This is a genomic window from Elusimicrobiota bacterium (genome assembly GCA_041660925.1).
Lineage (GTDB): Bacteria > Elusimicrobiota > Elusimicrobia > UBA1565 > UBA1565 > JBAZUV01.
This window is the reverse complement of record JBAZVI010000005.1, coordinates 267,085-280,026: the sequence shown is the minus strand read 5'-3', so window position 1 is coordinate 280,026 and position 12,942 is coordinate 267,085. Positions and strand designations below refer to the sequence as shown.

Sequence of the window (12,942 nt, the reverse complement as noted above, 5' to 3'; positions counted from 1 at the left end):
CGAGCGGAGGGAACATGCACTCGAAAGACCGGAGGATCGTCGTCTGCGGCGGCGCGCGCACGCCCATCGGACACATCGCCCGCACCTTGGCCCCGCTCACGCCGCGGACGCTGCTGCGCGCGTCGCTGGAGGCGACGCTCGAGCGGACCCTCCTCCCGAAAGAAGAAGTCGACGGCCTGGTGGTCGGCTGGGTCGGACAGGACTTCGAGGCTCCCAACCTCGCGCGCGTCGCCCTCCTCGACGCCGGCCTCCCGATCTCGGCGCAGGCGGTCACCGTCCAGAACAACTGCGTCTCCTCGCTCGAAGCCGTCGCGGAGGCCGCGCGCCGCATCCTCGCCGGGGAAGGCGAGGCCTACCTCGCCGGAGGCGTCGAGTCCATGTCGCGCCTGCCCTACTCCATCGCCGGTTCGCGCGCGTCCCGGGAACTTCGCAGCCTCGAGACCGTTAAGACGAAGTGGGCGGAGCTCCCCACGAGCCCGTCGGTGTCCATCGTCGACTCCATGGAGCGCGGGCTCACCGACCCGGTGAGGGGCCTCAACATGGCGGCGACGGCGGAGGTCTGCGCCCAGATGTACGGGGTCGCGCGCGAGGCGCAGGACGCCTACGCGGCCGAGAGTTTCCGGCGGGCGCTCGCGGCCTGGGGCAGAGGCTTCTACGCGGGGCACGTGGGGACGCTGGAAGCCGGCGGCGCGCGCGTCGAGCGCGACGAGTATCCGTTCCTGCGCGAGGACCTGGCCGCCAACCCGGCGAAGTTCGCCAAGGCGCCGGCGCTCTTCGACGGCGGCTCCTACGGCATGCGCGAGTTCTACCGCGACTTCGGCGCGCACGTCCGAGGCCGCGCCTTCGAGGAAGGCGTCTCGAAGGGGACCGTGACGCTCTTCAACTCCTGCGGACGCTCCGACGGCGCCGCGATGCTGGTGGTCGCGGAGGAGCAGCGCGCGAAGGCGCTGGGCCTGCGCCCGCTGGCCGAGCTGCGCGGCTGGGACTTCCGCGGCAACGACCCCGCGCACATGGGCGTCGCGCCGGCCCTCGCCGCCCCGCTCGCGCTGAAGAACGCCGGCGTCCGCTTCGAGGAGCTCGACCGCATCGAGCTGCACGAGCCCTTCGCGGCGACGGTGCTCTCGGTCTTCAAAGCGGGGCGCGAACTCTCCGGACACGACTGGGAGTCCAAGCACCGTTGCGGAGCACTCAACCCCAATGGCGGCTCCATAGCCCTCGGGCACCCGCTCGGAGCGACCGGCGCGCGTCTCGTCCTCAACCTGCTCGGAGCCTTCGCCGAGGACCCCAAGGCGAGATTCGGGATGGCCGCATCGTGTGCTGGAGGAGGTATGGGCGCCGCTCTAGTGTTCGAGCGGCTGGCGTAGCGTCTTCAGTTTCCTTACTGCCTCCCCCGACGGGGGAGGACAGTGAGGGAAAACGTCCCCTAATGGCAGGCCGGCGCCATGCCGATGCTGAAGAACTCCGAACCCTGGAGGTTCCCCTTCTTCCCTGCCCGGTAGCGCGCGATGATCGCCATGCAGATGTCGTTCTGGTGCATGAGGAGGATGCGCTCCGGCTTCTTCTTCGGCCCCTTGTCGAGGAGGAAGACGATGAGCGTGAACTCCTCCTGGAGCTCGCAGTCGCTGCACTTCGTCTTCTCCATGACGAAGGCCAGCTCGTCGTCGGTGATCTCTCCGAAGCCGGAGACCTCCTTGAGCGCCTTCAGCATCCGCGGGTCGCCCCTCATCGCCTCGCACTGCGCGGGCGGGGCGTTCATGCGTCGGATGGGCGGCTTCCGGGTTCCTTCCGCGACCTTCTTGAGCGCGAGGAGCTCCTGGCGCTTCGCCGCCCAGCCCGGCTGAAGCTTCGCGGGCAGGCTCGCGGGGTCCACGGCGAGGAAGTCCGGCACCTTCTCGGCCGGAAGGTCGGCGGTCTGCGCCTTGAGAAAATACTCGACCATCTTCACGGTATCGGCGGAAGCCTTTTCGACGGCCAGGCATGAGGAGCTCGGGAGCATCAGTCCCACCGAGAGAGCGACTGCGCCCCCCCACCCCACGCCCCTCCTCCGCGTGCGGGGGAGGGATGAAGGGCGGGGGCCGCTCTCCCGGTCACGGGCGAGGATGGAATTTTTCATGGGCCCTCTTCAGTCCGGAGGCGTCGAGGTGCGTGTAGATCTGCGTCGTCGTGAGACTCGCGTGACCGAGCATCTCCTGCACCGAGCGGGGATCGGCTCCGCCCTTGAGGAGGTGCGTCGCGAAGGTGTGGCGCAGCAGGTGAGGATGGAGCTCGCGGGTCAGGCGCGCGCGCACCCCCAGCGCGCGCAGGTCCCGCCAGAGCTGGACCCGCGAGAGCGCCTTCCCCGCCCTCCCGAGGAAGATCTCGGGGTCCGTCGTCTTTCCGGCGAAGCGCGCCTCCCGCAGGCGCAGGAAGCGCCGGAGCGCGGCCCGCGAGCGCTCATGCATGGGGACCATGCGCTCCTTGGAGCCCTTGCCGAGCACGCGCAGCCAGCCCTCCTCGAGATTGACGTACTCGGGGCGCAGGGAGAGCAGCTCGGAGGCGCGCAGACCGGTCGCGTAGAGCAGCTCCAGCATCGTCCGTGCGCGGGCGAGCGGGTAGTCCCCCCCGTCGGGCTGCGACAGAAGGGCGTCGAGCTCGGCCGTCGTGAGGAACTCCGGCAGGCGCTTGGGGAGCTTGGGGGCCCTGAACTTGCGCGTGGGGTCCTCGAGGACGCGCTCCTCGGCGGACTGGAAGCGGTAGAACGCTTTGAGGGCCTCCATCTTCCGGAACACCGAGACGGGCGCGATGTCCTTCTCGCGCAGGTGCCAGAGATAGTCCGCGAGGACGCGGGGATCGGCCTTCAGCGGATCGCGCGCGCCGAGCCACGCCAGGAACTCGGCGAGGTCGGAAGCGTAGGCCTTGCAGGTGTTCGGCGAGAGCCCCCGCTCGAGCGCGCAGTGGCGCACGAACTCCGTCAGCAGCGGCGGCTCGGCCGGCTTTCCGGATCCTTCGCCTTTAACGGCGATGACGCGCCTCCGGCCCGCGCGCGGCGGGCCCGCCGCTCAGTGAGCGGCCTTGCGGGCGGGCTTGGCGGGCTTGGGGTCCGCGGCGGCGACGGCCGCGGGCTCCTTCTCCGCCTCCGGCTCCTGGGCGGCGCCGACGACGTACTTCGCGCGCAGGGCCTTCTCGATCTCGGCGGCGAGGACCGTGTTCGCCTGCAGGTTGTTCTTCGCGGCGTCGCGCCCCTGGCCGATGTGCTCGCCCTTGTAGGTGAGCCACGAGCCGGACTTCTCGATGACGCCGTTCTCGACGCCCAGGTCGAGCAGGCAGCCCTCGTGCGAGATGCCGTGGCCGTGGATCATGTCGAAGAGGGCCTGGCGGTAGGGCGGGGCGACTTTGTTCTTGACCACTTTGACGCGGCAGCGGGCGCCGTAGACCTCGTCGCCCTGCTTGAGGTTCTCGATGCGGCGGATGTCGAGGCGCACCGAGGCGTAGAACTTGAGCGCGAGGCCGCCGGTCGTCGTCTCGGGGTTGCCGAACATGACGCCGATCTTGTGGCGGATCTGGTTGATGAAGACGAGGCAGGTGCGCGAGCGCGCGAGCGAGGAGGTGAGCTTGCGCAGCGCCTGGCTCATGAGCCGGGCCTGCAGGCCCATGTGCTGGTCGCCCATCTCGCCCTCGATCTCCGCGCGGGGCACGAGCGCGGCGACCGAGTCCACGACGATGATGTCGAGCGCGCCCGAGCGCACGAGCTTCTCGGTGATCTCGAGGGCCTGCTCGCCGGAGTCGGGCTGGGAGATGATGAGGTTGTCGGTGTCCACGCCGAGCGCTTTCGCGTAGCCGGGGTCCATGGCGTGCTCGGCGTCGATGTAGGCGGCCGTGCCGCCCAGCTTCTGCGCCTGCGCGACGACCTGCAGCGCGAGGGTGGTCTTTCCCGAGGACTCCGGACCGTAGATCTCGACGACGCGGCCGCGCGGGAGTCCGCCGACGCCGAGCGCGAGGTCGAGGGAGAGCGCCCCTGTCGGGATGACGTCCACGCGGGTCTTGAAGCCGCGCTCGCCCAGGCGCATGACGGCCTCTTTGCCGAACGCCTTCTCGATCTGCGTCATCGCCAGCTCAAGGGCCTTGTTCTTCGCGCTGTCAGGGGTGCTCGTCATCGGCGTATCCTCCGTCGGGATTCTGGACGTCGTACGGGTATTCTACCACATGCGGCCGCCCTGCTCCGGCGGCCTCCGCAAGGACTACGAACGGGACCGCGGAAAAGTTCCCTTGGACCGCGCGTCTAGCGCCGTCCGTAGACTTCCGCGCTCATGAGCTCGGCGCTCGTGCGCAGCTCGGCCGCTTCGCGCCCGGCGTCGAGCACCGGGACCGCCACTTCGGAGACCCGCAGGATCGTGTCCCCGTCGCTCCACCAGAAGGCGCGCCCGGTGCGCCGCGGCTCGCCGTAGGCGAGCGCGTAGTCGACGACGAGCTCGTCGACGGGCTTCTTGCGCGAGGTGTCGAGGTCGTAGATCAGCTGGACGTGCACGAGCCGGTTGCGGCGCAGGCCGAGGCGGAGCGTCTCGACCCCGACGGGGAAGCTCTTCGCGAAGGCGCGTCCGATCTCATAGCGGCGAACCTCGCCGCCGGGCTCCAGATGCGAGGACCAGTCCCGCGCGGGCGGATAGATGCGGCGCACGACGTCGAGGGTGTCGCCGAGCTGCAGGCTGGCGAGGTAGCGCTGGATGCGCACGGTCTCGGCGCAGACGACGGCGGCGCCGAGGAGCGCCAGGACGCCCGCGAGAAAAGCGCGCCTACTCACGCTCGCGCCGGCCCGCCTTCGCGTAGAGGTCGAGGGCGGTCTTGTAATGGGTGTAGGTGATCTTCCCGATGCGCGCGATGTACTCCTTCGCGTACGGGTAGCTCGCGTTCTGGCCGGTGAGCACGGTCAGGACGTAGTCGCCGTCGGGGGAGAAGACGATGGAGACGTCGTGGCAGGCGCGGCGCAGCAGGCCGGTCTTGTGCGCGATCTCCCAGCCGACGGGCAGGGACTTGGCCAGGCGCGAGCGCGCCCGCTTGTGCTTGAGGATCTCGAGCATGAGCTCGTCGGAGAACGGGTCCACGATCTCCTTGCGGTAGATCTTCTCCATGAGCATGCTCATCTCGCGGGCGGTGGTGAAGTTCTCGTACTTCACGTTCCCGCTCTGGAGGCTCAGACCCTCGGGGTAGATCTCGGTGTAGACGAGGCCCATCTGCTGGAACTGGCGCTGGAGGTAGCCCATGCCGACCTCGTCGATGAGGATCCGCATGGCGGTGTTGTCCGACTCTACGATGAGGTGGTCGATGAGCTGGCGCACCGTGAGCTTCGAGCCGTCGCGCCACCACTTCAGCGAGCCGGAGCCCCCCACCCGCAGCCGGCGCTTGAGCGTCAGCTCCTGGCTGAGGGCGAGCTCTCCGCGGCTGATCTTCTCGAAGACGCCGATCATGATGGGGAGCTTGATGAGGCTGGCCGAGGGGAAGAGGTCGTCGGCGTGGGTGCTCCACTCCCAGCCGCGCTTGAGGTCCTTGACGTAGATGGCCATCCGGCCCGGATAACGGCGCGCCTCCTTCTCGAGCTGCGCGCCCATCTCGTCGAAGCGCTGGCGGAAGGGGTCCTCGGAGGAGGTCTGGACCTGCCGGACCTCGATGCGAGACTCGGAGGGGAGCGACGGGGCTCCGTCGGCCGCGGCGGGCGCCGCGGGCGCCGGCGAGGAACGGGGGCCTTCGGCCGTCGGGAACCCGGTGCGCGTCAGCACGGCGCACGCGACGGCCGCCGCGAGCGCGACGGCGACGGGCACCCAGCTGCGCCTGGACGGCGACGGGAAGCGTGCGGCCATCCCGAGAGACCTCCCTTCCGGCCTTCCGGCTAGACCTTCTGCGCCGGCTGCTTGCTGAAGCTCAGCTTCTCGCCGGGCCCGTCGAGGTCGATGTAGATCGTGCCGTTGGCGTCGAACTTCTTGAGCAGGATCTCCTCGGCGAGCGGGTCCTCGAGGTAGCGCTGGATCGTGCGCTGCAGGGGACGCGCACCGTAGTTCGAATCGAACCCGGTCTTGACCAGGAACTTCTTGGCCTCGTCGGAGAACTCGACCTTGAAGCCCTGCGCCTCGATCTTCTTGCGCACGCGGCCGAGCATGAGGTCGAGGATCTTCGTCATGTCGACCTCGTTGAGCGCCTGAAAGACGAGGATGTCGTCGATGCGGTTGATGAACTCCGGGTTGAAGACGCGCTTGACCTCGTCCATGACCGTGTCCTTCATGTCGCGGTAGTCGCGATCGGCGCTCGCCTCGGCGGCGGCGAAGCCGAGGGTCTTGCCCTTGGTGATCAGGCGGGCGCCGATGTTGGAGGTCAGGATGACGACGCAGTTCTTGAACGACACCTTGTGGCCGAGGTTGTCGTTGAGGACGCCGTCGTCCATGATCTGCAGCAGGATGTTGTAGATGTCGGAGTGGGCCTTCTCGATCTCGTCGAGCAGGACCACGGAGTAGGGCTTGCGGCGCACGGCCTCGGTGAGCTGCCCGCCTTCTTCATAGCCGACGTAGCCGGGAGGCGCGCCGATGAGGCGGCTGACCGCGAACTTCTCCATGTACTCGGACATGTCGATGCGGATGAGCGCGTCCTCGTTGCCGAAGAGCGCCTCGGCGAGCGCGCGCGCGAGCTCGGTCTTGCCGACGCCGGTCGGCCCGAGCAGCAGGAAGGTCCCGATGGGCTTCTTGGGGTCCTTGAGGCCGGTGCGCGAGCGGCGGATGGCCTGGCTGATGACCTTGATGGCCATGTCCTGGGCGATGACGCGCTTGTGGAGGACCTCCTCCATGTTCACCAGCTTCTCGGTCTCGCCCTCGGTGAGCTTCGTCACGGGGACGCCGGTCCACTTGCTGACCACGACCGCGATCTCGTCGGGGCCGATGGAGGGGACCGTCAGGTCGCGCTTGTCGCGCCACTTCTTCTTCATCTCCTCGAGGCCTTTGCGCAGGTCCTTCTCCTTGTCGCGCAGGCGGGCGGCCTTCTCGTATTCCTGTCCGGCGATGGCGGAGGACTTCTCCTTCACCACGCCCTCGATCTCGACGTCCTTCTCCTTGAACGAGGAGGGGGCCTGCGTCGTCTGCAGGCGCGCGCGGGAGCCGGCCTCGTCGAGCAGGTCGATGGCCTTGTCGGGGAGGAAGCGGTCGGTGATGTAGCGGTCGGCGAGCTCGGCGGCGGCCTTGAGGGCCTCGTCGAGGTACTTCACCTTGTGGTGCGACTCGTACTTGTCGCGCAGGCCGGCGAGGATCTTCACGGTGTCCTCGACGCTGGGCGGGTCGACGAGCACGGACTGGAAGCGGCGCTCGAGCGCGGCGTCGTGCTCGATGTATTTGCGGTACTCGTCGAGCGTCGTCGCGCCGATGCACTGGAGCTCGCCGCGCGCGAGCGCGGGCTTCAGCATGTTGGAGGCGTCGATGGCGCCCTCGGCGGCGCCGGCGCCGATCATCGTATGGAGCTCGTCGACGAAGAGGATGATGAGGCCCTTCGCCTTGCGGATCTCCTCGATGATGTTCTTGAGGCGCTGCTCGAACTCGCCGCGGTACTTCGTGCCCGCGACGACGGAGGCGAGGTCGAGGGTGAGCACGCGCTTGCCGGCGAGCAGTTCGGGGACGTCGCCGCTCATGATCTTCTGCGCGAGTCCCTCGACGATGGCGGTCTTGCCGACGCCCGGGTCGCCGATGAGGACGGGGTTGTTCTTGGTGCGTCGCGCGAGGATCTGGATGACGCGCTCGATCTCGTCGAGGCGGCCGATGACGGGGTCGAGCCGTCCCTCGCGGGCGAGCTGGGTGAGGTCGCGGCCGAACTCGTCGAGGGTCGGTGTCTTGCTCTTGCTCTTCGCGCCCCCCTCCTTCGGACCGCCCTGAGCGCCGGCCTGCGGGCCGCCGCCGCCGGCGTTGGGCTGCTGGCCGCCCTCGCCGAGGAGGTTGAGGACCTCCTCGCGCACGACGTCGAGGCGCAGGCCGAGGTTCTCGAGCACCCGGGCCGCGACGCCCTCCTCCTCGCGGATGAGCCCGAGCAGAAGGTGCTCGGTGCCGACGTACGAGTGGCCCATGTGCTGGGCTTCCTCGACGGCGTACTCGAGGACCTTCTTGGCGCGGGGCGTGAAGGGGATCTCGCCGAGGAGCATCACGTTGTCGCCGGTGCCGACGATCTTCTCGATCTCGGCGCGCACGCGGCGCAGGTCGACGCCGAGGTTCGCGAGCACCTGGGCGGCGACGCCCTCGCCGAGGGCGATGAGGCCGAGGAGGATGTGCTCGGTCCCGACGTAGTCGTGGTTGAGGCGCTTGGCCTCTTCCTGAGCGATGAGGATGACGCGCTGCGCCCTTTCGGTGAATCGGTTGGACATGATGACCTCGTTCGAGTCGTATCCGCCTGCGTCTCGCGGCTGAAAACGGTGCGCCGCCGGACGATTTCCCCGGCGATATTCGTTGATTATGGCATAGCGATATTAACTATTCAAGGCGCGCGGACGCGCGCGCGTACGGAGAACGAGGGCTCTATCGCGTGCGAAGACCGATCTCGCGAAGAAGAGGCGAGCGGCCGTCCGCGGCCGCTTCGAGATCGACCCGATACTCGACGATGCGGACCGAGCCCAGGGATTGCCCGTTCTCGACGCGCCGCCATGACGAGAAGTCTCCGCCGGCCGCCGTGCGGACCGAGATTCGGAGCTTCCCGCCGTTGGAATCCGCCTTCCAGACGAGACGGCACGGCCGCGACTCCTTGAACGAGAGCGAGCCGAAATAGGTCCCGGAGCGGACCGCGCTGCGATCCACGCGGACCCGCAGCGCCCGCGACGCGGCATGGCTGCCCTCCGCGCCGCCGATGACATAGAGAGAGTCCCCCCAGAAGGGAGTCCCGAAGAAGTCTGAACGGGGTCCGGGCAGACGCCCTACCCGCGTCCAGACGCCCGGCTCTCCGTCCGCGGAAGGACGCGACGAGAACACCGCGCTGCTCGCCCTCTGCGCGGAGTCCACCCCCGGATAGGATCCGCCGAGGATGAAGAGTCTTCCGTCGGCCGCCGCGAAACCCTGCCCGAGAAGAGGAACGGGGAGCATGCGTCCCGCTCGAAGCAGTCGGCGCGGCCCCTCCGCCGAAGCCTCCATCCAGAGTACGGTCTTGGAGCTCTCGAGGGCTTTGTTGCCGCCCGTAAGATAGATGCGGTCCATCGCCGCCGCCGGCGTCAGGCCCCCGCGATCCGTCCCGGTCTCGATCCTCTCCCAGGCTCCGAACCGACCCTGCGGTTGGATCTCCGCGGTCAGCATGTACGGAAGGTTCCCGCGGACGTTGACTCCTCCGGACAGATAGGCGCGCCCCGCCCAGACCGCGGCATGCCCGTACGTCAGTGCTTCGGGGAGACGCGCCACGGCCGTCCATGCGCCGAGCCTTCCCTCCTCGCCGATCCCCGCCGCCAACACGTCGTCGCGATAGCCTCCCCCATATCCGCCGAAGACGAATAGACGCCCGTCCCAGACGGCTATCGGAGCCTGATAGCGCGCACCCGGAAGAGGCGTCTCGCCGCGCCATTGCCCGAGCGTCCCGTCTTTCAGGACCGGTGCGGAAAAGACGTCGGCGCTGGCCGCCCCTCCGTCCGACTCCCCGCCGACGACGTAGATCCTCCCCGCCCAGACCGCGACGCCGTGCGTCTTCTTCGGGCCCGGAAGCGGCGTCACGTCGTCGACCGAGAACACGGCGTCCGCGGGGCGCACGAGCCGGACTCCCGCGTCGTCGACCTCGATCCCCTGGCCGGCCCATGCGCCGTCGATGAAATCCATACCCGAGACCTGCCCCGCGCGCGGCGCCCTCGCAATCCCGATCTCGGGAGACGGCATCTCGGCGGGAAGGACCTTCGCTTCGCTCATCGTCGCCGCTGCCGCTCGCGGCTCATGTGCGGACGCCGTCGGGCGTGGAACGCGCGCTCGCGCAGCAGAGAGCATCCGCCCGGTTCCCATCTCGACGACTCGCGCGTTGATCTCGGCGTTCTCGGCGTCGAGGCCGGTGAGGGTGCCGACGACGACCGCGTCGGCGCCGGCGAGTCGCCCCAACCGCTGGAGCGAGGCCTCGTCGAACGCTCCGGACCCCTCGACGCGATGTTCGTCGAGGACTTTGTCGAGCAGCGATCTTTCGACGAGCTGCAGTCCCTTGCGCCGATAAAGCCTGGTCGTCAGCGCTTCGGCGACCTTCAGCCCCGCGTTGGAGTCGTGCGATTCGAGGTCGCGGAAAGGCAGAACGGCGATCCTGCGATCACCCTTGCCGAGAGGGTCGGCAAGATCCTCCGCCAGGCGCCGATAGGGGTCGGACCCGAAGCAGCCGCACGCGATCAGAACGACGAGAGGAAGAGTCCTGCGCATGAGCGTAGTGTAGCGCTCGCACTCCGCACCGTCAACCTTCATGAATCCTTAGGACCCGAAGGGGGCTGGGCCCTATGCCGCGACGGGAACGCCCCGAAGGCCCACGCGCGCGTTCAAGCACGCGGGTACCCTATGGCCGATGAGGAAGAGGTCCCTGCCCTCCCGCCTCCTGAGCGCCTTCCTCGGCGCCGCCCTCTTCATCCTCGCCCCCGGCCCTCAAGCCCTCACGCTCTTCGCCCAGACGGTCCATACCGCGCCGATCGCGCCGGCCTCCTTCACGCCGACCCCCTTCGTAGGGGCCGCCGCCGTCCTCACCGGTCAGGGAGCCAACGTCCTTCCCATCACCGGGACCGTCCGCCTCGACGCGCCGCTGACGCTTCCGACCGTCCAGCCCGCGACTCTGTCGCCGACGGTCGGGACGCCCCGAGCGAAGTCGGGGGCCGCCGTCGCCGCGCTTGCGCCCAAGAGCTTTCTTCCCGTCGCCCGGACGAACTCCGCCGTCATGGCCGCGACCCCCTCTCCCTTCATCCCTCTCCCCCGCCGGGGGAGAGGGGAGGGTGAGGGGGCCGTCGCGATCTCCGCGCCGTCCGAGACCGCACAGATCTCCGTCATAAAGACGCTCGAAGAGAGCGGCGCTGCGATCGCGAAGGCCGAGACCGACACCGGCCGCCTCTCGCTCCTCGAACGCCTCTTCCACGGCCGCCGTGCGGCCGCCGTCGACGAGGACTCCTCCGTCGCGGGGCGGACGGTCTCCCACCTCCCCGAGCTCGCGCCCTCCAACGAAGGCGAGCACGCGGCCGCGCCGGTCGTCCCGGCCCCGGCGCCTTCGGCCCCGGCCGACGGCTTCAACAAGAAGGCCGTCATCGCGCTCTTCATCACCGGCACGCTGTCGATGGCCTCCTTCATCCTCACCTCCATCGCCTACCCCTTCGTCGCCGCGCCGGCCGTGGGCTGGGCGGTCTACGGGACGCTCATGGCGCTCGGACCTCTGGCCGCCATCGCCACCGGCCCGCTCAACGGCGCGCTCGCCGACAAGCTCTCGGCGCGGCACTCGATGGCCATCAACGTCGGCCTGCGCTCCATCCTCACCCTCGCGCTCCCCGCCTTCTCCTACTTCGGCATCCTCAACTTCTGGACGCTGCTGCTCTCCTCCATCGCCAACGGCTGGGTCCTCTCCTCGACGATGACGACGGACAACGCCTACATCCGCCGCCTCGCCGGCAAGCACCAGGAGACCGTCACCGCCCTGCGCTCGGTGCACTACGTCACGATGCAGGTCGTCCTCGGCCTCATCATCGGGGTCGGCTCCATCGTGGACAAGTGGAACCCCCTCCTCCCCTTCCTCATCTCCGCCGCGGTGCACGCCTTCCTCGTCGTGCCCATCCTCTGGTTCACGATGCCGACCGACGCCCCCAAGGCGCGGCCCGGCGCCGAGAAGAACGGTCTCTCCATCGGACCGTTCCTGAGGAAGTACGGGCTCGAGATCGCATTCCTCGCCGGCGCGGTCGCGCTCTACGCCGCTTCCGGCCCCCTGCTCGCGGCGCTCGCGCCCTATGCCCTGCCGAGGGTCGTCGCGGGCGTCCTGAAGTCCTCGCTCCCCATCACCGCGGCCCTCTTCTTCTGGGTGTTCCGCTCGGACACCGTGCGCGCCCTGCGCGCCGGGGAGTTCCGCGAGCCCTCGGCCCGGGAGAAGGAGGTCGCCGCGCGGCTCGCCGAGCTCGAGGCCGCCGGGAAGTCCGCCGAGCCCGAGGCCAAGGCGCTGCGGACCGAGTCGAAGCTCTGGAAGGGCCGCCAGTTCGCCTCCATCCTCTACTCCTCCTTCCAGGCGGTGCTGACCTACCCCCTGCAGAACTTCGCGCTCCCTCTCATCGCGACGACGCTGGTGGGCGCGACGGGCAAGGGCCTGATGCTCGGGATGCTCCATGGCGCGGCCTTCTTCGGGAACCTCATCTCGATCTCCTCGCAAGTGAAGCTGCCGGAGCTCACCGTGCCCTTCGTCGGGAAGAAGGTCGCCGGACAGCGGCTGGTGCAGGGAGCGGTGCTCGCGCTGGCCGCGACCTGGGTCTACCTGACGCTCGTGCCCGGCAGCCTCGTCGCCGCCGCGGCCGCGGCGGCCCTGGTGGCCGGGCTCATCGCGCTCTCGAGCCGGCTCACGCACCGCGGCTGGATCAAGTTCCTCGGCGCCGGACTTCTCGCGATCTGGGCGCCCTATCTCGTCTGGACGCTGCCCGGCGCGGCGGCATGGATCAGCGTGAAGACCGCGTTCTTCCTCACGATGCTCCTCTATGGGATGTTCACGGGCCCGGCCGCGGTGTCCTTCAGCGTCTACCAGCAGGGAAGCACCCGCCGCGAGGACCTGGGGAAGGTCTTCGGAGTCTCGAGCTCCTTCTTCAACACCTTCAACTCGATGGGCTACGGCCTGCTCTCGCTGGCCGCCGGCCTGCTGACGCAGGCCTTCCCCACCCTCCTGCTCCCCATCGGGGTCGCCTATGTTCTCGGCGCGCTGCTCTTCTGGCGCGCGCCGAAACGCCTGCCGGGCCTCCCCGACAAGCTCTTCCAGGAAAAAGAAAAGAAGACTTGA

The 12,942-nt window shown here is 69.0% G+C and carries 9 protein-coding genes; 2 read left to right on the top strand and 7 right to left on the bottom strand.

What is annotated here, in order from left to right; translation table 11 throughout:
* The first annotated feature begins 14 nt into the window (after window positions 1-14).
* Complete coding sequence (locus tag WC969_09245; GenBank protein MFA6030026.1) at window positions 15-1,364, top strand: thiolase family protein; 1,350 nt, start codon at window positions 15-17, stop codon at window positions 1,362-1,364.
* A gap of 59 nt (window positions 1,365-1,423) precedes the next feature.
* Here the strand turns inward: WC969_09245 and WC969_09240 are convergent, their stop codons facing one another.
* The 7 genes from WC969_09240 to WC969_09210 form a co-directional block, all read right to left on the bottom strand.
* On the bottom strand, window positions 1,424-1,996 hold the full coding sequence (locus WC969_09240; protein MFA6030025.1) for a hypothetical protein: 573 nt from the start codon (window positions 1,994-1,996) through the stop codon (window positions 1,424-1,426).
* A gap of 91 nt (window positions 1,997-2,087) precedes the next feature.
* Window positions 2,088-2,954, bottom strand: coding sequence for a tyrosine recombinase (locus WC969_09235; GenBank protein ID MFA6030024.1), 867 nt, complete (start codon window positions 2,952-2,954; stop codon window positions 2,088-2,090).
* Window positions 2,955-3,038: 84 nt separating this feature from the next.
* Window positions 3,039-4,133, bottom strand: coding sequence for a recombinase RecA (recA, locus tag WC969_09230; GenBank protein MFA6030023.1), 1,095 nt, complete (start codon window positions 4,131-4,133; stop codon window positions 3,039-3,041).
* A 125-nt stretch (window positions 4,134-4,258) separates the two neighbouring features.
* Window positions 4,259-4,777 carry a hypothetical protein gene (locus WC969_09225; GenBank protein ID MFA6030022.1) on the bottom strand — a complete coding sequence of 173 codons (519 nt, stop codon included), beginning with the start codon at window positions 4,775-4,777 and terminating at the stop codon, window positions 4,259-4,261.
* Window positions 4,770-5,831: a serine hydrolase gene (locus WC969_09220; GenBank protein MFA6030021.1), complete on the bottom strand. Its 1,062-nt coding sequence runs from the start codon at window positions 5,829-5,831 to the stop codon at window positions 4,770-4,772. Before WC969_09220 ends, WC969_09225 begins: the two co-directional genes overlap by 8 nt.
* A 29-nt stretch (window positions 5,832-5,860) precedes the next feature.
* Window positions 5,861-8,359 (bottom strand): ATP-dependent Clp protease ATP-binding subunit, encoded by a 2,499-nt coding sequence (locus tag WC969_09215; protein MFA6030020.1) that lies wholly within the window; start codon window positions 8,357-8,359, stop codon window positions 5,861-5,863.
* A 151-nt stretch (window positions 8,360-8,510) separates the two neighbouring features.
* Window positions 8,511-10,403 (bottom strand): FlgO family outer membrane protein, encoded by a 1,893-nt coding sequence (locus WC969_09210; protein ID MFA6030019.1) that lies wholly within the window; start codon window positions 10,401-10,403, stop codon window positions 8,511-8,513.
* 97 nt (window positions 10,404-10,500) lie between these two features.
* Between WC969_09210 and WC969_09205 the strand changes: the two genes are divergently transcribed.
* The gene (locus WC969_09205) at window positions 10,501-12,942 is read left to right on the top strand and encodes an MFS transporter (GenBank protein MFA6030018.1); all 2,442 of its coding nucleotides are present in this window, start codon (window positions 10,501-10,503) and stop codon (window positions 12,940-12,942) included.